The sequence below is a fragment of the Salinicola aestuarinus genome, assembly GCF_003206645.1.
Lineage (GTDB): Bacteria > Pseudomonadota > Gammaproteobacteria > Pseudomonadales > Halomonadaceae > Salinicola > Salinicola aestuarinus.
Genome location: NZ_PZJP01000006.1, coordinates 290,919 through 312,486 on the forward strand (window position 1 = coordinate 290,919; position 21,568 = coordinate 312,486).

19 protein-coding genes and 1 riboswitch are annotated in these 21,568 nt (G+C 65.3%); of the genes, 12 read left to right on the forward strand and 7 right to left on the reverse strand.

Features of this window, described 5'->3' with window-relative positions; genetic code table 11:
• Positions 1-11 precede the first annotated feature (11 nt).
• A complete protein-coding gene (locus DOM41_RS11050; protein ID WP_110686912.1) occupies positions 12-1,337 on the reverse strand; it encodes an MFS transporter in 1,326 nt (441 codons plus the stop codon).
• A 367-nt stretch (positions 1,338-1,704) separates the two neighbouring features.
• Between DOM41_RS11050 and DOM41_RS11055 the strand changes: the two genes are divergently transcribed.
• The 4 genes from DOM41_RS11055 (at position 1,705) to DOM41_RS11070 (ending at position 6,659) form a co-directional block, all read left to right on the forward strand.
• A complete protein-coding gene (locus DOM41_RS11055; protein ID WP_110686913.1) occupies positions 1,705-3,036 on the forward strand; it encodes an MFS transporter in 1,332 nt (443 codons plus the stop codon).
• A gap of 254 nt (positions 3,037-3,290) precedes the next feature.
• Entirely contained in the window at positions 3,291-4,589 is a 1,299-nt protein-coding gene (locus DOM41_RS11060) for a 3-dehydroquinate synthase (protein ID WP_110686914.1), read from the forward strand.
• Complete coding sequence (eboE, locus tag DOM41_RS11065; protein WP_110686915.1) at positions 4,576-5,790, forward strand: metabolite traffic protein EboE; 1,215 nt, start codon at positions 4,576-4,578, stop codon at positions 5,788-5,790. The genes DOM41_RS11060 and eboE overlap by 14 nt, the downstream gene beginning before the upstream one ends.
• A 59-nt stretch (positions 5,791-5,849) precedes the next feature.
• Positions 5,850-6,659 (forward strand): UbiA family prenyltransferase, encoded by an 810-nt coding sequence (locus DOM41_RS11070; protein WP_280951223.1) that lies wholly within the window; start codon positions 5,850-5,852, stop codon positions 6,657-6,659.
• A 39-nt stretch (positions 6,660-6,698) separates the two neighbouring features.
• Here the strand turns inward: DOM41_RS11070 and DOM41_RS11075 are convergent, their stop codons facing one another.
• The gene (locus tag DOM41_RS11075; RefSeq protein ID WP_110686916.1) at positions 6,699-8,177 is read right to left on the reverse strand and encodes an alkaline phosphatase family protein; all 1,479 of its coding nucleotides are present in this window, start codon (positions 8,175-8,177) and stop codon (positions 6,699-6,701) included.
• A gap of 322 nt (positions 8,178-8,499) precedes the next feature.
• On the opposite strand from DOM41_RS11075, the gene DOM41_RS11080 reads away from it, so the two are divergent.
• The 5 genes from DOM41_RS11080 (at position 8,500) to DOM41_RS11100 (ending at position 13,038) form a co-directional block, all read left to right on the forward strand.
• A complete protein-coding gene (locus DOM41_RS11080) occupies positions 8,500-9,378 on the forward strand; it encodes an EboA domain-containing protein (protein WP_110686917.1) in 879 nt (292 codons plus the stop codon).
• A gap of 1 nt (position 9,379) precedes the next feature.
• Positions 9,380-10,297: a TatD family hydrolase gene (locus DOM41_RS11085; RefSeq protein ID WP_110686918.1), complete on the forward strand. Its 918-nt coding sequence runs from the start codon at positions 9,380-9,382 to the stop codon at positions 10,295-10,297.
• A gap of 126 nt (positions 10,298-10,423) precedes the next feature.
• Positions 10,424-10,837 (forward strand): DUF4870 family protein, encoded by a 414-nt coding sequence (locus DOM41_RS11090; protein ID WP_157956911.1) that lies wholly within the window; start codon positions 10,424-10,426, stop codon positions 10,835-10,837.
• 67 nt (positions 10,838-10,904) lie between these two features.
• Positions 10,905-11,828 (forward strand): lysophospholipid acyltransferase family protein, encoded by a 924-nt coding sequence (locus tag DOM41_RS11095; protein WP_110686919.1) that lies wholly within the window; start codon positions 10,905-10,907, stop codon positions 11,826-11,828.
• A gap of 322 nt (positions 11,829-12,150) precedes the next feature.
• Entirely contained in the window at positions 12,151-13,038 is an 888-nt protein-coding gene (locus DOM41_RS11100) for a hypothetical protein (RefSeq protein ID WP_157956912.1), read from the forward strand.
• Positions 13,039-13,179: 141 nt separating this feature from the next.
• Here DOM41_RS11100 and DOM41_RS11105 read toward each other — a convergent pair whose 3' ends face one another.
• Positions 13,180-14,046, reverse strand: a complete 867-nt coding sequence (locus DOM41_RS11105; RefSeq protein WP_110686921.1) for a pirin family protein — start codon at positions 14,044-14,046, stop codon at positions 13,180-13,182.
• A 111-nt stretch (positions 14,047-14,157) separates the two neighbouring features.
• Complete coding sequence (locus tag DOM41_RS11110; RefSeq protein WP_110686922.1) at positions 14,158-15,054, reverse strand: LysR family transcriptional regulator; 897 nt, start codon at positions 15,052-15,054, stop codon at positions 14,158-14,160.
• A 120-nt stretch (positions 15,055-15,174) separates the two neighbouring features.
• On the opposite strand from DOM41_RS11110, the gene DOM41_RS11115 reads away from it, so the two are divergent.
• Complete coding sequence (locus tag DOM41_RS11115; protein WP_110686923.1) at positions 15,175-15,600, forward strand: VOC family protein; 426 nt, start codon at positions 15,175-15,177, stop codon at positions 15,598-15,600.
• Between the two features lie 114 nt (positions 15,601-15,714).
• On the opposite strand, the gene DOM41_RS11120 is transcribed toward DOM41_RS11115, so the two are convergent.
• Positions 15,715-17,007 (reverse strand): MFS transporter, encoded by a 1,293-nt coding sequence (locus DOM41_RS11120; protein WP_245391814.1) that lies wholly within the window; start codon positions 17,005-17,007, stop codon positions 15,715-15,717.
• A 152-nt stretch (positions 17,008-17,159) separates the two neighbouring features.
• Between DOM41_RS11120 and DOM41_RS11125 the strand changes: the two genes are divergently transcribed.
• Both DOM41_RS11125 and tenA read left to right on the forward strand, forming a co-directional pair.
• Positions 17,160-18,074 carry a LysR substrate-binding domain-containing protein gene (locus DOM41_RS11125; RefSeq protein WP_110686925.1) on the forward strand — a complete coding sequence of 305 codons (915 nt, stop codon included), beginning with the start codon at positions 17,160-17,162 and terminating at the stop codon, positions 18,072-18,074.
• A 53-nt stretch (positions 18,075-18,127) separates the two neighbouring features.
• Positions 18,128-18,285, forward strand: a riboswitch (TPP riboswitch).
• A gap of 78 nt (positions 18,286-18,363) precedes the next feature.
• Positions 18,364-19,032: a thiaminase II gene (gene tenA, locus DOM41_RS11130; RefSeq protein WP_110686926.1), complete on the forward strand. Its 669-nt coding sequence runs from the start codon at positions 18,364-18,366 to the stop codon at positions 19,030-19,032.
• 78 nt (positions 19,033-19,110) lie between these two features.
• Here the strand turns inward: tenA and DOM41_RS11135 are convergent, their stop codons facing one another.
• Together DOM41_RS11135 and DOM41_RS11140 are read right to left on the reverse strand one after the other, a co-directional pair.
• A complete protein-coding gene (locus DOM41_RS11135) occupies positions 19,111-19,854 on the reverse strand; it encodes a 5-formyltetrahydrofolate cyclo-ligase (protein ID WP_110686927.1) in 744 nt (247 codons plus the stop codon).
• Positions 19,855-19,954: 100 nt separating this feature from the next.
• Positions 19,955-21,547 carry an ABC transporter permease gene (locus DOM41_RS11140; RefSeq protein WP_223160976.1) on the reverse strand — a complete coding sequence of 531 codons (1,593 nt, stop codon included), beginning with the start codon at positions 21,545-21,547 and terminating at the stop codon, positions 19,955-19,957.
• Positions 21,548-21,568: the final 21 nt, after the last annotated feature.

Consider the following 21,568-nt stretch of genomic DNA (forward strand, 5'->3'; position numbering starts at 1 on the left):
TCCCCTTTTGATCAGCTTGCGCTGGAGGGCGTCGCCGAGTCTGGCATCGCCGTTTCAACTTCCGGCACGACCTGCGACAGGTCTTCCTTGTGCTCGTGCTCAATCGCGCCCTGGACGAGCGCTTCGGTGACCATCAGCTCCGCCCCCATGACAGACTGTGGCGGATTGGAGTTGAACGGGGCGACAGGCGTCGGCGCCGGGCGCTGGCTACGTCGCCAGACAAAAAAGCTGCCCAGCCCGATCCCGAGTGAAGCCAGGCCAAGAAAGAACCCCGCATCGCCCACAAGGGCGATCAACGGCGTGATCAGCGGCGGACTCAAGGTCGCGCCCAGGGCGTTGATCAGCAGCAGCCCCTGACTCATGCGCACCAGCGCCCCTGCCGGTGCACGGTCAGCGGCGTGACTCACCGCCACCGGATAGATGGCAAAGACGCCCCCACCGAGCAAAAACAGGGCTACCGGTAGCAAGCCGGCCACCGCCGGCAGCAGCGCGATCGCCGCACAGATGGCGGTCATCGTCGCCGAAATGATGATCAGCACGATCTGGCGGTCATGACGGTCCGACCAGCGGCCAATGGGATACTGCAACAGCATGCCGCCGAGAATCAGCACCGCCATCATCTCGCCGATGTTCTGGACGTCGAGCCCACTCCGCTGCAGATAGAGGGGCAGCAGGCTGTAGACCGCAGAAATCACCAGCCCCGAGCCAAAGCAGCCCATCACCCCGGTCGGCGTCAGCGTGATCAGCCGCCAGGGTGACAGCGGTTCGGAGTGCTCCATCAGCGGTGAGACTCGCGGGATCATCCCCAGCGGCAGCACCGACAACGACGCCAGGATCGCCACGATCATGAACGGCTGACTGACGCCGGCGCCATCGGCAACGCCGAGTAGCAGCTGACCGACGACACCGGCGCCGTAAAGCGAAATCATGTAGAGCGCGAGCAGCCGGCCGCGAACGCGGGCATCGGCGGCGGTGAGCAGCCAGCTCTCGATGACCAGATAGACACCCAGCGTCGCCCACCCGCCGACCAGACGCAGCGTGAACCAGAGCCCCGCGTTGAGCCACAGCCCCTGCAGCAGCACCGTGACCGCGACGAGAGACGCGAAGCAGGCGTAGGCGCGGATGTGCCCGATGCGCAGTAGCAGCCGGTCATTGACCAGGGCTCCCACCGCCAGACCGATGTAGTACGCCGCCGAGACCCAGCCGATGGTGGTGGCCGACTCGCCCGCGGCGTCGAGCCGCAGCGTGATTAGCGAGGCGAGGAAACCGTTGCCGATCCCCAGAATGAACAAGCCAAGAAGCGGTGCCAGCGCCAGAGAGAGCAGCTGCCGAGACATAGGGCCGACGAACCTCGAATGGAGCCGCAGCGCCAGGGTCGCGGCGATGAAGCAAGACTAAGGAAGGGAACGCTCACCCGTTCGCGGATGAAAGCGAGCGTACTATACGGCCGCGCCTGATCGACAAGAAGAGGAATAACGGTGCAAAACGGCGCCATACCCGGGCTGATACGAGCGCCTCCCCATCGGCGGTGTCGTGTCAAGACGGCGCCTCTCCCGGCACAGGGACCCGGACTACCTCCAGTGCAGACTGTCGCTCCACGCGCTCTCCCCGCCCCGTCGATCCCGCCTCGGCGGTTTTTGCCGTCACAAGCGCGTATGCTTTAGCGGTTAGCAGGCTAGTTTTCAATCCCGAACCGCAGGCGCCATGAGCCAGACCATCGACAAGTCGTCCCAACCCTCCCCCTCCGATCGCCCAGCCACCGAGGCATCCGCCGAGACGGACGCGTTGCGGTCGGCTGACGTCGACAACGTGCCGGTCTATCGCCAGCCCGGCTTTGGCCCCTTCCTCGTCGCGCGCCTCGCGGCGGTCTTCGCCATGCAGATTCAGGCGATCGTTGTCGCCTGGCAGGTCTACGATCTCACCCGAGATCCGCTGACGCTCGGCTATGTCGGCCTCGCTCAGTTCCTGCCCATGGTGGTGCTGCTACTGCCCGCCGGCGATGTGGTCGACCGCTTCGATCGCAAGCGCATCCTGCAGCTGAGCTGGTTGGCCCAGGGACTCTGCAGTGCGGCGCTGATTGGACTGTCGCTCGCCTCTCCAACCAGCGCGCTGCCTTTCTACGCGGTGCTGGTGCTCTTCGGCGCCGCCCGTGCCTTCACCGGGCCGACGCTGCAGAGCCTGCTGCCGCAGATCGTTCCCAGGGCGCGCCTGGGCGAGGCGATCGCGCTCAACTCTTCGATCATGAAGATCGGGGTGATCGGCGGCCCCCTGCTGGGCGGGCTTCTCTATGCCCTCGGACCGGCGACGACCTACGGCGTGGTGCTCGGCTGTTTCCTGCTCGCCCAGCTCACCCTGTTCGGGGTGCCGGTACGCTACGCCTTCACACGAACCCACTCCGATGACACCGCCTGGCAGCGCTTCACCGCCGGCATTCATTACATTCGCACGCGCCCGGTGATTCTCGGTGTGATCTCGCTGGATCTGTTCGCCGTGCTCTTCGGCGGCATCATCGCCCTGCTGCCGGTGTATGCCCACGAGATCCTTCACGTCGGCCCGGAAGGGCTTGGCGCGCTGAGAAGCGCCGTCGCGATTGGCGCGCTGTTGATGGGCCTCTACCTGGGCGTTCGCGCCATCAAACGCCACGCCGGACTGGTCATGTTCGCCGCGGTCGCCGTGTTCGGGCTCGCCAATCTCGTCTTCGCCCTGTCGCACTGGTTCTGGCTATCGTTCGGCGCGTTACTGATCGCAGGCGCCGCGGACATGATCAGCGTCTACGTCCGGTTGACACTTCTGCAGCTCGCCACGCCCGACGAAATGCGGGGCCGGGTCAACGCCGTGAACATGCTGTTCATCGGCGCCTCGAACGAGCTCGGCGAGTTCGAATCCGGCGTTACCGCCGCCTGGTTCGGCACCGTGCCGGCGGCGGTGCTCGGTGCGGTAGGCACCCTCGGCGTGGTCGGGCTCTGGATGTGGGCCTTCCCGGTGCTGCGCCGCGCCGACCGGCTCGACGACGTCGAAGAAGCCTCGGTTCGCTGAGCGATCAACGCCGGCAAACCGGGCGGCACGAGCCGCCGTCTGGGCCGGGGCGTCATGCTTGCGCCCCAGGCCAGGCTCATCCTGCGTAGCAAAAGAACCATTCTTGTCCCCAGCGCCGCGGAGCGCCGAAGCTAGTCGGGTCATCGTGAGGCCGCCGAGTGCAGAAGACGGCCCGCGTTGCCTTTCGGCTCCATTGCTTTTGGCTCTCACCCTATCGGCCTTCGCTGTTACGGCCCTCTACGCAGACAAGCCCCATGATCCGATCCGCAGTCTCGTTCCCCAACGGCGACGGCGCGACGCGTCCCGACGCCCTGGATAGCGACGCCACCCGTGTCGCCGACGCCCCGGCCAACGATGGCGAACCCGCCTCGCCGCTGGCGTCACTCTACTGGCAGCGCTTTGACGTGGCGTTCGACTACCCGGTGGCCTTCACCCGCGAGCTGCTGGCGACGGACAACTCGCTGCTCGTCGATGTCATCGCGCGTCGCGAGCCCGCCCGACGTCACCGCTGCCTGATCTACATCGACGCCAACGTCGCCCTGACCTGGCCCGACCTCAATGCGCGGCTGGTCGCCTACTTCGCCGCCCACGCGGAGCGTCTGCAGCTGCTCGGCTCGCCGGTGGTGCTGCCCGGCGGCGAGGTGATCAAACGCGACATCAATGTCGTCCAGCGCGTACTCGACGATGTGCAGCGCCACGGCGTCGACCGCCAATCCTTCGTCATCGCCATCGGCGGCGGCGCCCTTCTTGACGCCGTGGGGCTTGCTGCAGGTGTCGCCCACCGCGGGGTGCGCCTGGTCCGTCTGCCCACCACGGTGCTGTCGCAGAACGACAGCGGCGTCGGGGTCAAGAACGCGATCAACTTTCGCAACAGCAAGAACTTCATCGGCACCTTCGCTCCCCCTTGGGCAGTACTCAACGACTTCGACTTCCTGAGCACGCTACCGCGCCGCGATCGACTGGCGGGGCTCTCGGAAGCGATCAAGGTCGCGCTGATCCGCGATGCATCGTTTTTCGACTGGCTCGAAGTCCACGCCGACCGCCTGGCCATCTTCGATGCCGAGGCGGAGGAGGCGATGATCCGGCGTAGCGCCGCGCTGCACCTGCAGCAGATCGGACGCGGAGGCGACCCCTTCGAACTCGGCTCGGCGCGACCGCTGGACTACGGCCACTGGTCGGCGCACAAGCTCGAAACACTCACCCACAACGCCGTCAGTCACGGTGATGCGGTGGCGATCGGCATCGCCCTCGATGCCCGCTATGCCGTACTCGCCGGGTTACTCCCCGCGGGTGTCGAGTGCCGGCTCGTCTGGCTACTCAAGCGGCTCGGCCTGCCGCTCTTCCATCCCCAGCTGCTCGAACTCGACGACGACGGTCGCCCTGCCCTGCTGAAGGGGCTTCGCGAATTCCGCGAACATCTCGGCGGGGACATGAGCGTGACGATGCTGGCGGCCGTTGGCCGCGGGGTCGAGGTCGATCACGTCGATGAGGCCCTGGTCATCGATGCCATCGAATGGCTGCAACAGGAGGCCCGCTGTCATGCACCTCGGTAACGATCTGGGTCAACTGACCTACTGTCTCAACATTCACCCCACGCAGACCTGGGGAGCGGTGCGCGAGGCGCTGCTCGGCCCGCTCAAGCGAGTGCATCAGGCCGTCGCCCCGGAGGCCCCTTTTGGCGTTGGCCTGCGCCTCTCGGCACAGGCCCTGGAGGAGCTTCGCGATCCCGACGCGCGAGCCGAACTGAAGGCCATCATGACGCGCGAGAACTACCGCCTCGTCAGCATGAACGGCTTCCCCTTCGGCCCCTTTCACGGCGTGCCGGTCAAGCAGGCGGTCTATCAGCCGGACTGGAAACGGCGGGCGCGACTCGACTACACCTGCTGGCTGGCGGATCTGATGGTCGAGCTCGCCGCCCCGGGAGACACGCTGAGCCTGAGCACCGTCCCCGGCACCTTTCGCCCCCTCGGCGTGGGCAGTGAAGCCCCGATGGCGGAGAACCTTATCAAGGCAGTGGCACACTGCGTGTGGCTCGCCCACGAAACCGACGTCGTCATCGCGCTTGCGCTGGAGCCGGAACCGCACTGTTTTCTGGAGACGATCGAGGACACGCTCGCGTTCTTCAAGACCTACCTTTTTAGCGACCAAGCCGCCGAGACACTCGCCGCGCTCACCGGACTCTCCGTTTTCGAGGCCACCGCGGCACTGCCACGACATCTGGGCCTCTGCTACGACGTCTGCCACGCCGCCGTGGAATATGAAGACCCCGCCGGCTCGCTCGTCGCCCTGCAGGAGGCCGGCATCCCCATTCACAAACTGCAGCTGAGCACAGCGCTGCGGGTGCCCTCGTTGGACGCTGCCGCCCGAGAGCGCCTCGCCGAGTTCTGCGAACCGACCTACCTGCACCAAGTGGTCGCGAAGACGCCAAACGGGCTTGCACGCTACGCCGATCTGCCCGAGGCGCTCGAGGACCCCGAACGCCAGGACGGCGAGGAGTGGCGAGTGCACTTCCATGTGCCGATCTTCGTCGCTGAGATTCCGCCGTTCGGGACCACCCGTGATTTTCTCAGCGAGATTCTGGCGCTGCACCGTGCCCGACCGATCTCGCAACACCTGGAAGTGGAGACCTATACATGGCAGGCACTACCGGAGAGGCTGCGCGACACCTCAGTGGAGATGGCAGTGGCACGAGAGCTGAACTGGGTGCGCAAGCAGCTCGGCGTTCACGCCGGCGAAGCCCTCGCGTCTGGCTAACGCTGGGGCGCGTCTCCAATCTGCCCACGGTCTGGAGTAACGTCCTCGTAGGCGGGGTTCTGGCCGGCGGTGGCCTCGCCGTGCCGACGCCTGGATCGACTGTCGCGCTGGCGACCGCTCTGGCCGCGCTCACGCTCTTCTATCTTGGCGGCATGTATCTCAACGATGCCTGCGACGCGATCATCGACGCCCGCGAGCGTACCGACCGTCCGATCCCCCGCGGCGAGGTGTCGCGGCGCACGGTCACCCAGCTCGCGATACTGATGCTCAGCCTCGGCGCAGCGCTGCTCTTCGCCATATCCCTCCCGGCGGGTCTGGCGGGGCTCGCGCTCGTCGCCACCGTGGTGGCTTACGATCTCTGGCACAAGCGCATCACATGGGCGCCGCTGCTGATGGGTGGCTGCCGCCTGCTCACTTATGTTGCCGCCGCCCTGGCACTGACCGTCGGGGTACTGGGGCACGAGTCGGCGCTGCTGGGCTGGGGCGCCCTGGGGCTGTTCTGCCACGTGGTCGGACTCACCTACGCTGCGCGTCAGGAAGCTTACGACCGGTTAGGTGCTGCCTGGCCGCTGCTGGTGCTGGCGGTGCCTGCGGTCGTCGGGCTCGCCTTCGTACTGGCATCACCGGAAACGTCACCCCTGGCACTGGGGCTCTGGCTCGGGTATCTCGTCTGGGGCGGGCGTTGTCTGCTCTGGCTTCGCCGCCGAGCGAGCGGTGACGTCCCGCGAGCGGTAGTGGGTCTGATCGCGGCGATCTCGCTTTATGATGCCACGCTCATGGCCGCGCTCGGTGCGCCCGTCATGGCACTGCTGGCACTGCTCGCCTTTGGCGCGACGCTCGCGCTGCAACGCCTCGCCGCGGGCACCTGAACCACCGACGCCGTGAACGCCAGGCGCCTGGCGTTCGACTCAGCGTGATGTGGCCGATGAGTCCTCTGCACCGCGCGCCTCGGCGGTGGCACGACGTGACGCGGTTGCGCTGCCACCCTGGCCATCGCCGGCGTCGCCTTGAAAGATGTGCGCGAGCACCAGCGCCTTGAAATCGGTCGCTGCGATGGCTCCCTCGGGTAACAGATCCGCCTGAGACGAGATCACCAGCGGCCCCGCTTCGGGGTCGTCGGTGACGCGACCGTGGGCGCCTTTCACCAACGACGTGTCTTTGAGCGAGATGACATCGAGCAGCTGACGCATGCCCAGCTTGCGCTTGGCGAGCCGCCAGCCCGCCGACAGTCTGGGTGATCTCAGCGCCGGGTCAAAGAAGAGCTCCACCGGGTCGTAACCGGGCTTGCGATGAATGTCGACGGTACGGGCATAGTCCGGCGCCCGCGCGTCGTCGAGCCAGTAGTAGTAGCTGAACCAGCGATCCGCCGCGCTGATCGCCACCAGCTCTCCGGCATTGGCGTGGTCGAGGCCGTGGGCACGTTTCTCTGCCTCTCCCCAGACCGACTCGACCCCGTCGAGCCCCTCGAGCAGCGCGCGCACGCTCGACACGTCTGCGGGGTCGCGCACGTAGACATGGGCGACTTGGTGGTCGGCGACCGCGAAAGCGCGCGAGGCCCCCGGATCGAGCTGTTCGCGGCCGCGCTCATCGCGCACCGCGACCAGATTGGCCTCGCGCAGGGCACGATTGATAGGCACCGCGTCCTTCACCGGGGTGATGCCGTACTCGGAGACAACGATCACACGGCGCCCGTCGCGCTCGGCACCGCCGATCAGCTCGCCGCAGAGCGCGTCGACGTCGCGCAGGTCGCGCTGCAGTGCGGGGTGGTCCGTGTCCGGCCCCAGCCGTTGCAGGTTGTAGTCCAGATGCGGCAGATAGGTGAGTGTCAGCGTCGGATCGCGCGTCGTCATGACGTGCCGGGTCGCATCGCTGATCCAGCGGCTGGAGTCGATGCTGGCCATCGGCCCCCAGAAACTGAACAGCGGGAACGTGCCGAGCTCGGCGTCGAGTTCATCGTGGAGTTCGGGCGGGTGGGTGTAGTGATCCGGCAGCTTGCGCCCGTCGGCGGGGTACATCGGGCGCGGCGTGGCACTCCAGTCGGCGCTGGCGTACATGTTGTACCACCAGAAGAGCTTGGCGCAGGTGAAGTCCGGATTGCGCTGTCTCCCCGTCTCCCAAATCTTTTCGCCGGCAATCAACCGGTTGGACTGCCGCCAGAGCCAGATTTCGCTGAGATCGCGGAAATACCAGCCATTGGCAACGGCGCCGTGCTCGCCCGGGGCGAGCCCTGTGAGAAGCGTCATCTGGGCGCTGCAGGTGACCGCCGGCGTGACCGTCTGAAGGGGGCGCATGGCACCTCGTTCGGCCAGACGCCGGAGATTCGGCGTGTGCTCGCCGACCAGTGACGGCGTGAGCCCCACCACGAGAATGACCAGGGTATTGTGCATAGCGAGCGTGCCCGGTGAAGAGAGTTCCCCATCGCCATGGCGCACCGGTCGTCGAAGCGTGATGCGTTGGCTAGGCCTTATCACTGCTGAGTAACAGGGGGAGGGGGCGGAGGCAATCGCGGTCGCTTTTCGCCCTCGAATTTCAGTCGGTTCAATGACGGCGCTCAGCGTTGTCTGCAGGCGCAGCGTGAAAAAGATGGTCGCCACCGTGCCGCACGAGGACAAAACTGCCCCAACATTTCGTCAGGCAATTCATCTTGGGCGCGTCACTACCGCTCGCTACAGTGAGATTCAGTCAATCCACGAAGGTGGCGTGCCCCCAATGGATACCCCCCTGACATTACTGCGCACCTGGGTCGTCCGTCAGGCCGGCGATCAGGCAGCGTGGTTCGAGTCTCAGGTCGACGCCTTGAGCGCCATCGACGACACGCAGCAGCTACATCGGTTTCTCGGCCTGGCGCCGCGGCGCCTCGGCCGAGCGGATCTGGCACTGTCCCTGGACGACGTGGTCCTGGCGCAGGCGGCCCACGCCGGCTGGAATCCGCGAGGCTGGAGCCTCGACGGTGCCGCACGGGTCGCCGCGCTGATCGCCTTCGATGCCGGCAACCCGGAGCGTGGGGTGGCCTTCCAGACACGCTTCCACGACTTGGTCCGCACGGCGGATGCCCGCGAGCTGGTCGCGCTCTATCGCGGCCTGGCGCTCTATCCCAATCCGGACTCACTCGACGCCGACGTCGGCGAGGGCCTTCGATCCAACATGCGGGCGGTGTTCGAATCGATCGTGCACGCCAACCCCTATCCCTACGCGCACTTCGATACGCACCGTTTCAACCACATGGTGCTCAAGGCGCTGTTCGTCGGCAGCACGCTGGCGCCGATCGTCGGCTTTGACGAGCGCACCAATCCCGAGCTCGCCGGCATTCTGCTCGACTACGCCGATGAACGCCGCGCGGCGGGGCGACCGATATCGCCGGAGCTATGGCGCGGCATCGCCCCGTTTATTGACGTACTCGACGCCTATCCGGCGCTGGCGCGGGTACTCAAGGGCTCGCCCCGCGAACGCGCGGCAGCGACCCTTGCACTGCGACAGATCGACAGCCCGGACGCCCGCCGGCTGCTGACGTCGGTACCGGAGCTGGCCGACCTGGCCGCTGTCGGCGCGCTCCACTGGAACAACCTGCACCGTTATGAGGCCGCTTGAGATGTACATCGATCCCCATGCTCACATGGTCTCCCGGACCACCGACGACTACGAAGCGATGGCCGCCTCCGGCGTCGTGGCACTTGTCGAACCGGCGTTCTGGGTCGGCCAGCCACGCACCTTCGTCGGCACCTACGTCGATTACCTGTCGTCGCTGGTGGGATGGGAGCGGTTTCGTGCCGGCCAGTTCGGCATTCGCCACTACTGCACCGTGGGCCTCAACTCGAAGGAAGCCAACAACGAAGCGCTGGCCGAGGGCGTCATGGAGTGGCTACCCCGCTTCGCCATGAAGGAGGGCGTCGTCGCCATCGGCGAGATCGGTTACGACGAGCAGACCCCGCTGGAGGACAAGTACTTTCGCGCCCAGCTCGCCCTCGCCGTGGAACTCTCGCTGCCGGTCATGGTGCACACGCCGCATCGGGACAAGAAACGGGGCACTTCACGGTCGATGGACGTCTGCGAGGAGATGGGACTCGATCCTTCCTGGGTGGTGATTGACCACAACAATGAGGAGACCGTGCGCGAGACGCTCGATCGCGGCTACTACGCCGGATTCTCGATCTACCCGTCGACCAAGATGGGCAACGCGCGGATGGTCGAGCTACTCGCCCAGTACGGCGGCGAGCGCATCATCGTCGACAGTGCCTGCGACTGGGGCATCTCGGACTGCCTGGGCGTCGCCAAGACGGCACACCTCGCGCTGGCCCGGGGAATCGATCCGGAGGTCGTGCGCCAGGTGACCTACGCCAATGCGCTCGCCGTCTACGGCAAGAGCGGTCAGATGAACGAGGCCGACTGGCTGGATCCACCGGCGGTGGATCAGCGCACGCTGTTCGCCGGCAACTCGATCCTCCGCGGTGGGCGAGAACCCCGGATCGACGCCGCCCCTGCGCGTCGCGACGATCTCATCATCGAGTGACATCCAGGCCCTGAAACCGCCCTCTCACACCGCCCATCGGCGCTTCTCGCTCCGGTCCGGGCTGGCACGCGACGGCCTGCGACGGCAGAATGCAGGCAGCGATCGATAGACCGACGAGAGGAACCGATGTCATCACACGCCGACGAGCAGGCGACGCCCGACGACGCCACGTTCAGCCGTCACCGCGTCGCCGAGTCCAACACTCAGGCCCGACAGCCCGACACCACGCTGGCGCTGATCGTCTATGCCCTGCTGCTGGGCGTCTTCATCACCGGCATCACACCGGTAATCGGTGCGGTCATCGCCTATGTCTACCGCGGGAATGGACCGCGCTGGCTGGACGAACATTACCGGTATCATATCCGCACGTTCTGGATTGGCCTGCTCTACGCCGTCATTAGCTGGGTACTGGCCTTTGTACTGGTCGGCTTCCTACTGATGGCACTGCAGGCGGTGTGGCTCATCGTGCGCTGCGTCAAAGGGTTCAAGGCGCTCAACGAGCGGCGTGCACCGGACAACGTCGACAGCTGGCTATGGTAATGCTCCCCCTGTCGCTTGCCGGCGCCGCCCGGCCCGTTTCCTTCACTCGCCAAAACGCGAGACCGGCATGACTCAAGCCTTTCAAGCCCGTGCCATTCACGCGCTCTGGCGTGTTCTCGCCCGTTGCCGTCCGGCCACGACGTGGAAGCTGGCCGGCCTGCTCGGTCGGGGGCTCTATGCCTTTTCCCAACGAGAGCGCCACGTCACGCGTCGCAATCTCGAGGTCGCCTTCCCCGAGGACGACGACGATCGCCGGCGTCAGCGGGTGAAGAGCAGCCTTCGCCACTCCACGGCAACGATGCTCGAGCTCGGCTTTGCCTGGATTGGCGACCCCAGACGCGTCGAGGCGTCGATCGTCGAGGTCCATGGCCGCGAACTACTCGACGACGCCCGAGCGCAGAACCGGGGTGTGATCGTGCTGGCACCGCACTTCGGTAACTGGGAAGTGCTCAACTTCTGGCTCTCGAGCCACTTCCCGTTCACCGCCATGTACGAGCCGCCCAAGATGGCGCCTCTCGACCCCGTCATCCGCACGGGGCGAGAACGCATGGGCGCCGAACTGGTGCCGACCAACGCCCGTGGCGTCGCCGCACTGCTCAAGGCACTCAAGCGCGCCGAGGCCGTGGGCATCCTGCCGGACCAGGAACCGGACTGGGGCAGCGGCGTATTCGCCGACTTCTTCGGCCGCCCTGCCTACACCGCGACCCTGCTCCCCAAGCTGGTGGCCCGAACCCAGGCCCGTGTGGTCACCGGCGTGGCCAAGCGCCGTCCCGGCGGCGACGGCTTCGAGATTCACTTCCTCGCCGCCGACGAACGGGTCTATGCCGGCGACGAGACCGATTCCGCCGCGGGCGTCAACGCCTGCGTGGAGTCCGCTGTCGCGCTCGATCCGGTGCAGTATCAGTGGGAGTACAAACGCTGGAAGAAAACCGAGCAGGAAGCCCGCAAGGAGCCCGGCTACCGCCAGTATCGGCTCTACACCAAGCGCTGATCGGCCGAGCATCGGTCGAGGAGAGAGGGCGCGGCGTCCGGCCTCTGGCGACGCGTACCCATGGTGTCCTCGGCCGCTGACGCCCCCGGCCCGACGGCCGCACAGCACAACGAAAGACCGTGACCACGCTCGATTATGCATCGACGGGCATCACGGTTACCCCAAGGATCTACGTCAACGCCTCCCAAGCTTTTCCGGAAACGTCATGCTGGACACATTGAAAGACCTCTTTCGCCCGCGCTTTCTCTCGGGCCACACACTGGACCGAGATCGCTACTGGCTCGCCTGCTATCTGCTCATCAGCATTCAGATACTGAACGCGGTGATCAATCAGCAGCATCAACTGCTCTGGCAACAGGCGAACTTCCACATCGCGGACAGCGCCATCGTGCCCTGGCTTTTCTATTTCAGTGCCGGTTTTTCGATCGACGTGCTCCTGCTGGCGCTGCACGTCACGACGGGGATGAATGCCTTTGGCCGGCCTAAGGGCGCCATTGCCGGCGTGGGCACCTACTCGCTCGGTGCGGCGCTCGGCGTCGGTCAGCGAATGACCGATGACTATTATTCGATGAGCTTCATGAGCATCGTGCCGTTTGTGCTTCTTGCACTGATTGGCGTAATCGCCCTGTTCGCGGCGGCAAAACTGGCCACGCTTCATCAACGCGAACCGACGCACTCGCTCCTGCGTCGTCGCGAAGATCGTCCAGCGCACGAGCAACTCGATTGTCTCGGCTTCTTCTATCGCTATCTCAGCCTCGCGTTCAAGCTGTCGCTGGCGACCGGCGTCGTTGCCGGTATCATGCTTTGGAAGCTCGAGTCGATGGATCGGATCAGCATGTTTTCTTACCGCGAGGCGGAATCGATCATGCAGATCGGCGGGTTCATTCTCGTCATCGTGTCCCTGGTCGGTTTGGTTTGCATGTGGAAACTGGTCAGCCTGCGGCTTCGCTCGATCCACGAGAGCGACAGAGCGCTTCCGGTCGCGGCCATTGCCACGGTTGTCATCACCGGAGCAACGGTCTTTTTCGCCTGGGGCGGCTTTTACGGCTCGGCATGGATCTTTCTCGTCGTCAAAACGCTCTTCTTACTGATGCTGATGGCGGGCGGCGTCGCACAGGTTTATCTCGTGACCGCCCCGTCGCGCCTGACTACGGCTACCCCAGCGCACGCTGCGGAACCCACCGCTGAGACGAGCGCACAAGGCGCTTGACGTCGGCGCGCCGTCCCGGGAGACGACTAGTGTGACAGAGCGGGCGACGACTCTCCGTCGTCCGCTCTTCATGCTCACCCCGTGTCGATTGCCGTTCTCTGTCGGCGTCTGTCAGGCTCGCAAGCGACGACGGATCGAGCGCTAGGCATCTAGCCCGCCGAAGCGCCCTGCTTGATAGTCGGCGATCGCCTCACCGATCTCTTCCCGGGTATTCATGACGAAGGGGCCGTGGGACGCCACCGGCTCGCCGATGACATCGCCATGGCCAAACAGCAGCCGGGCATCGCGCGTCGCGGTGAGCTCGACGCGATCAGCGTCGCGATCGAGCTCGACGAGATGCCGGGCGGCAGCGGTATCGCCCGCCACGTCGATCTCACCCGAGACGACATAGAGGAAGACCTGACGTCCCGATGCGACCGGCAGCGTGATTTGACTGCCAGCGGCGAGCTCGAGCGTCGACATGAAAAGCCCCGTCGAGGAGGTGATCGGCCCGGTCTCGCCTTCGAACTCCCCGGCGATCAGGGCCAGCTCGGCGCCCTCATCCAGCGCCAAACGAGGGATCGATTCGCGCTGCAGGCCAACGTAGCGCGGCTCGCTCATCTTCAGGCTCGCCGGCAGATTGACCCACAGCTGCAGAATCTCCAGTGGCCCCCCGTCGCGCAGGAACTCGGGTGGCGAGACCTCGGCATGGACGATGCCGCGGCCAGCGGTCATCCACTGCACGCCACCTTCGTGGATCACGCTCTGGTGATCGGCACTGTCGGCGTGGGCGAGCGAGCCCTCCAGAATGAAGGTGACCGTCTCGAATCCGCGGTGGGGATGCGGGCCGAAAGGCAGCCCGCGATTGCCGGCCGGGTAGGTCTGCGGACCGTGGTGGTTGAGAAACAGAAACGGATCGAGCTGATCCAGCCCGGGGCCGGGCAGCGGGCGCCGGGTGGTGAGATCGCCGATGTCGTCGCGATGCGCCGCGTGCTGGGCGACAACACGCCGTGAGGTCGGTGTCGGCATGGTCTTATCCTTTAGCCACATGAACGGTGCTGCCAGTCTAGGGCAACTCATCAGCGATAAAAGCGAACGAATTGCGCCGATCCATTGCAGTCAGTCGATTTATCGATAGCGCTAGGCGCTCGACGAGGCGGCGGATGGGGGATTATCGCCAGTCGTTGCCAGAATGGCCTCTTCGATCAGCGCCACCAGCGGCGACTGCGCCGGTGAGAGCCGGGAAATTAGCACCAGCTCGCGATAGAAGGTTCGCTCGCCAAGGCTCAGCACGCGAACCGCGGACGACTGTCGCTGCCACATACCGGTCAACGGAATCAGCGCCACGCCGAGCCCCGACTCCACGACTCGGGCGATGGCATCGATTTCGTCGAGCTCGAGGCGGACCCTAGGCTCGAGGCGCGCCCGCTCGAGAAAGCGCACCACCTGGCGACCACCGAAGGAACCGCGGTCATAGCGCACCAGCGGGTGAGCGGCGAGCAGTGCCTCGACGCTCTCCTCGTCGGTATCCGGTGGCGCGATCATGACGAAGGGCTCGCGGGCAATGATCCGCGTATGCAGATTCGGCGGCAGCGCGAACGGCGGCTGCACGATCAGCGCCATGTCCAGATCGCCCTTGTCGACCTGATCGAGCAGCGACAGCGAGACCCCGGGGACGACCCGTGTCATGACGTCGGGGGCATTCTGGTCGAGGGCATGAAGAATCATGGGCAACATGCCGCTCTGAACGCTGGCGATGGCGCCGAGATGCCACTCGCCGGAGAGCTGGGGAGACTCCGGGCGACGGATACGCTCCGCAAGCTCCTGCATCTCCCGCGCCTGCGGCAATAGACGACGCCCGGCGGCATTGAGCCGAACCGCGCGGCCGGTCCGCTCGAACAGCGACTCTCCCAGCTCGCTCTCCAGATTGCGGATCTGCGCACTGACCGCCGACTGGGTCAGGCCCACCGCTTCCCCGGCCGCGGAGAAGGTGCCGTGCTGTACGACGGCGAGGAATATTCTAAGTGCACGGAGCATGACAAGAGCCTTCGGCGATGAATCCACTTTTTTCGATGTCAGACAGCAAAAATCAGCGTTTCCCATCGAATTAATTCGCCATCAGAATACGCTAACACGCTCAACGTCGAGGAGACATTCATGGCACTTTCACCATTTCACCTGGCCATTCCGGTTCACGATCTGCCCGCCGCCCGCCGATTCTACGGCGAGACGTTCGGTCTGAGCGAAGGCCGCTCCAGCGAACAATGGGTCGACTTCGATTTCTACGGTCATCAGCTGGTGATCCACGAGCACCCCAAGACCCCGGCACAAGAGAATGCGCACACCAACTCCGTGGATGGTCATGACGTACCGGTCCCGCATTTCGGTATCGTGCTGAGCTGGCCGGAGTGGGAAGCGCTCGCCGAGCGCCTGCGGGGCTTTGACACGGAATTCGTGATCGAGCCCTATGTCCGCTTCAAGGGTGAGCCCGGTGAGCAGGCCACGATGTTCCTGCTCGACCCCTGCGGCAATGCGCTGGAGTTCAAGGCGTTCAAAGACATGGGCCAGCTCTTCGCGAAGTAAGAAAGAGAAGCGAGGGCTGACGGGGTGGCCATGACCCGGCGTTAAGGCCCCGCCAACGCGAGAGCCGCCGATCTTCGGATCGGCGGCTTTCTTGTGCCAGGCGCCTGCCCTTGGTTAGCCAAGACGCCGCAGATGCAGTCCGCCTATCGCCAGCGCCAGCAGCAGCAGGCCGGCGATGAAACCCGCCACACCGTTCCAGCCGGCCCAGTACCAGAAGGCACCGCCGAGCGTGCCGGCGACGCTCGAGCCCAGGTAGTAGCTGAACAGATAGAGCGACGATGCCTGGCCTCGCGCCTGCGTGGCCCGCTGCCCGACCCAGCCGCTGGCCAGCGAGTGGGCGGCGAAGAAGCCGAAGGTGAAGATCAGGATGCCGATCATGATCAGGCCGATCGGCGAGAACAGCGTAATGGCCAGGCCCACCAGCATCATCACCACGAACAGCCAGAAGATACGTTCGCGCCCGAGCCGGTCCGCCAGCGAACCCGCCCAGGCCGAGCTGTAGGTGCCGGAGAGATAAGCGATGGACAAAACGCCCACCACCGCCTGGCTGACATTGTAGGGCTCGGCCAGCAACCGATAGGCGATGTAGTTGTAGAGCGTGACGAATCCCCCCATCAGCAGAAACGCCTCGAGGAAAAGGAAAGGCAGGCCGCGATCGCGAAAATGCAGGGTGAAGCCGGCGAAGACGTTGCGCCAGTTGAGCGGGCGCGGGGTGAAGTGGCGTGACGGCGGCAGCCAGCGCATGAACAGAAACGCCGCGAGCAGCGAGACCACCCCGATCGTCGCCAGCGTCCAGCGCCAGGGGACGAAGTCGACCATCACCCCACTGATCAGCCGGCCGCTCATGCCGCCGATGGAGCTGCCGCTGATGTAGAGCCCCATCGAGAACCCGATAAAGCGCGGATGAATCTCCTCGTTGAGATAGGTCATCGCCACGGCGCAGAGTCCGGAAAGCGAGAGCCCGACCAGTGCTCGCATGATCAGGATACCGGTCCAGCTCGACATGACGGCCGCCAGTAGACTGAAGACGGCCGCGGCGAGCAGTGCCACGGTCATCACCGACTTGCGCCCCAGCGCATCGGAAATCGGCCCGGTCACCAGCAGGCCCAGCGCCAGCATCCCGGTCGCCACCGAGAGCGACAGACTGCTGGTGGCGGCATCGATGTCGAACGCCTCGGAGAGGATCGGCATGATCGGCTGCACGCAGTAGAGCAGCACGAAGGTCGAGAAGGCACCGAGAAAGAGCGCCAGCATGGTCGGCACATAGCCCGGCTTTCCGCGCTCGATGTAGCGCGTGTCGGTATCGCCGGTGCCGGTGTTGGCCTTGGCTGGCGGGGGCGAATGGCCAGTCGCGACGGCGCGCGCGCCTGGCGGCAAGGTATTGGACGATGTCGTACGACGGGGCAACCCAATTCTCCCGGTGACAGGAGACGGCGAACGCAAAGGGCGCGCCATCTCGGGGCAGAGTCTCTTGAAGCGGTGCCGGATAGGGTACGCAGGAAGAATGCACGCTTCTAATATATTATTCGTCGCTATTGATAGCTTTGGCGACTCGATTCATGGAACTACGTTACCTGCGCTACTTCGTGGCCGTGGCAGAAGAGCTGCACTTCGGCCGTGCCGCCCAGCGCCTCGGCATCTCGCAGCCCCCGCTCAGCCAGCAGATCCGAGCGCTGGAGGCGGAGCTGGGAACGCCGCTGTTTCTGCGCACCAACCGTCGCGTCGAGCTGACCGACGCGGGCCGACTCTTTCTGGGCGAAGCGCGAGAGATCCTGGCCCGCACCGAGCGGGCGTCGCGCCGCGTCTCCCGACTGGGTCGCGGCGAGACCGGCCAATTGCGGATCGGCTTTACCACCTCCGTGCCATTGACCGCGACGCTGCCGCGAGCGCTGATGCGCTATCGCCAGCGGTTTCCCGAGGTCGAGCTGCGCATGCACGAGCTCAACAGCCAGCGCCAGATCGCCCCGCTGCTGGAGAACGAGCTGGATATCGGCATCATGCGGCCGGCGACACTGCCCGAGTCGCTGGAGGCCTTTACGCTCATTCGCGAGCCGCTGGTTGCTGTGGTCAATGCGCAGGACCCGCTCGGCCAGGACGACACCCCGTTGACGCTGGCCGCGCTCGCCGACCAGCCCTTCGTCTACTTCTCCCCGGCGGCGGGGACCGGGCTGCTGGAGCAGTTCCAGGTACTGTTCGCCAGCCGCGGGCTGACGCCTCAAGTCGTGCAGGAGGTCGGCGGCCCCAACACCATCATCAGCCTCGTCGCCAGCGGCCTTGGCGTCTCGCTGTTGCCGGCCTCCTTCCGCCATATTCAGATCGACAACGTGCGCTATCGGCCGATCAGCGATACCGATGCGGTGTCAGAGGTGTGGCTGACGCATGCGCGACGCCAGCTTTCGCCCCAGGCCACGCATTTCATCGACGAGGTCAAGGCCGTCATCGCCGGCAGCGATACGCTTCACGCTCGTCCCTGAAACGGCTTGACCCGCCCCGGGACCGTGGCAAACACTGACTGCGGCAATTGATTGCCAGCTTGACGGGGTGCCGGTGATATCCGGCTGAGATGACGCAGGGCGAACCCTACAGGGAAGGCCGAGCGTGGATCCCGCCGAACCTGATCCGGCTAATGCGCTGCTCTACCAAGACAGCGCGGGTACCGGCGTAGGGATCAAGCGATGGCCCCGGCTGATGCTCACGCCGCCCTGGTGCGCCATTTCTTCGCTCTTCTCGCCTGCCTCCGGATCGCCAACCCGCGGAGGCTTTATGGGCTACTGCTTTACCGATCTCACCCACGCCTGCCAGAAAGACTGGCGCGCCTACATCCAGCACGATTTCGTCCGCCAGCTGGGCAACGCCACGCTGCCGGAGGCGTCGTTTCGTCACTACCTGAAGCAGGACTATCTGTTTCTGATTCATTTTGCCCGGGCCTTCGCGCTCGCCGCCTACAAGAGTCCGACGCTTGCCGACCTGCGCCAGGCCCACGAAGGCATGAAAGCCATCGTCGACGTGGAGCTGGGGCTGCACGTGGGCTTCTGTCGCGAGTGGGGAATCACGGAGGCTGACCTCGCCGAGCTTCCCGAAGCCCGGGCGACGATGGCCTACACGCGCTACGTGCTGGATACCGGTAGCCGGGGGGATCTACTGGACCTGCACGTCGCGCTCGCTCCCTGCCTCGTCGGCTACGGCGAGATCGCCAACTGGCTGAACGCGCAGTCGTTCACGCAACGCGGTGCGGACAATCCGTTCGAGGCGTGGATCGGCATGTACGAAAGTGACGAATTTCAGGCGGCCATGCACGCCGAGCTCGAGTGGCTCAACGCTCGCCTGGCCGAGGTTACCCCGAGGCGCTTCACGGAACTGGCCGGAATATTTCGCGATGCCACCCGTCTGGAGATCGACTTCTGGCAGATGGGGCTGAACCTGAGCGAGTGATTCACCCACGGCGACCAACCGACAGCGAGTTGAAAGTCGCGGCGGCGCGTCACCGACCCGGGCGACGCGCCTTGCGGATTAGAGCTCGCCCAGGGCTTCCATCCGATGAAGCTCCTGAAGCGGTGGGATGGTGTCGAACATCTGCTGGTCGAGCAGCTCCCAGACGATACCCACGGTCGGCTTGTGCGGCGCGCTGACCTCGAGCGTACGGGTCGGCGTAAAGATCACGTCCGACACCGTATCGAACACTTCCGGACGCAACGTCTCAACCAGCACCTGACAGTCGTGAACCAGTGCCGCGGAGGGCGTATCGACGTCGATGTTGCCAATGCGAAAGAGCATTCCCCATTCGGCATCGAAGAAACCGTGTCCCTTGCCGAAGCGAATGCCCGCCTCGTTGATGGCGCCCGTGCCGGTGACCATGAAATCGGTTTTCGGCATCTGGCGAATCTCGGCCAGGGTCACCGCCCGGCCCATGCGCTCCATGCCATCCAGCGTGGCGGCGTAGAGGTACATATCCTCGGGAATCTCGGCAGGATCGAGCAGCCAGAAACCGCGTTTGATCGAGTAGGTGGTCATCAGCACCCGCTTGCCATCCTGCAGCGCCCGGTGACGCAGCTCTTCCAGACAGTTGTCCGGCGTGATGAAAATGATCTCCGCGGTCTGGTAGAAGCGATGGGCGACCAGTCGCTCGGTCGCCGCCTCACGCTGCTGAAAGTCGGCGATGAACTCCCCGAAATCGAAATGAAACCGGCTGTCGGGGAAAGCGACCTTGCGCAGGTCGCTGAACACGCGCTGACGCACGTCGGATTTGTGACTCATGGCAACCTCGAGTTCAATCAATTAGGCCCTGACGGCAGTCACGCCGCCGGGGCCATCCAATAAGAAAAAGCGGGATTCAGGAGCAGTCGGATAGGTCGAATTATCGCGCCGGCGCCATGGCATAGCGCTTCAGCACCCAACGCTCGACGAACGTCACCGCCAGGTAGAGCAACACCGACACCAGGACTGCGGCCACGACCACCGCCCAGACCAGGCCGAAGTCGAGCGACCCGCGCGCCACATTGAGCAGGTTGCCGACGCCGGTACCGGTCGCCAGCCACTCGGCGATCATCACGCCGAGAAACGCTCTGGGCGCCACCAGGCGCGCCGCGGCGCAGAGATACGGCAGACTCCAGGGCAGCGATACCAGGCGAATCTCGCGCCAGCGCGAGCCACCGAGCACGCGCACGCCATCGCGGACTGCCGATGGCACCAGCGCTATGCCTTTTGCCAAGGTGACGTAAGCCGGAAAGAAGGTGACGGAGATGGTAATCGCGAGGATCGTCGCGCCATCACGGCCGAAGATCAGCACGATCAGCGGCGTCAGTGCGACCAGCGGCATGGATTGCGTCACCAGCGATAGCGGCATCAATACCCGCCCGAGCATCGGGCTCAGCGTCCCGGCAATCGCCAGCAGCAGCGCAAAGGCGAGCCCCACCAGCATGCCGACAAGACACCAGGGTACGGTCTGGGCGAGCGCACTCCCGACAACGACGATCAGACTCTCGGGGCGCATCGTCGAGAACAGCTCGGCGACCAGTTCCGGTGGTGAGCGCAGCACGAAGGACGAGACGCCGACGCGTTCAAGGCCCCATACCGCGACCCACCACAGCAGCACCGGCAGCAGCATCGAGATCACCAGGCAAAGTACCCGACTCCCGCGCGACATCGAGACGTTATCGCCACCACCAACGCTCTCCTGCACCGGCGCCTGTCGCCCGACCCAGAGCCTTGCGAGCAGCAGAATCGCCAGGTAGAAGCCGGCGCTGATCGCCGTTGCCATCAGTCCGATGCCCCATAGCCGCTGCGGATCGCCGCGACCGAGCGAGCCGATCAGGTAATGACCGAGCCCGGCCCCGGAACCGCTGCCGAACTCTGCCAGCAATGACCCCAGCACGGCGTTGGGGGCGGCAATCTGCAGTCCGGCGAGCAGCGTCGGCACCGCATGACGTAGACGCACCGAGCGAAGTGTCGCCAGGCGCCCGCCGCCGTATAGGCGGACCAGATCCAGCAGACGTGAATCGACCCGGGTCAGGCCGAGCACGGTTGCGACCATCGTCGGGTAATAGGTCGACAGGGCCGCCAGTACGATACGCGGGGCGTCACCGTCGAAGGCGATCACCAGAATCGGCGTCAGGGCAATCGGCGGCATCGCGAACAGCGTCACGTTGACCCCGCTTAACAGTCGCTCCGCCGGTCGCCAGCTGGCCATCAATAGCCCGGCCATCACGGCGACGACGTTACCGATCACAAAGCCGATCAGTGACGTGCGGACCGTCGCCCAGATATGGGCCGGATAGTCGGACCAGTCGATGATGAGCTGACCGATGATGCCGCTCAGGCTGGGCAGCGCACCGCCGGCGACCCACTGCTGGCGACCGGCGACTTCCCATAGCGCCAGCAGCGCCAACCAGGCAAGCCCCACCCTGACCTGCTTGGCATGACGCGCTGATGGCCAACGTCTCCCGGGCAAGTGGCTCGACGCCGCCCGGCT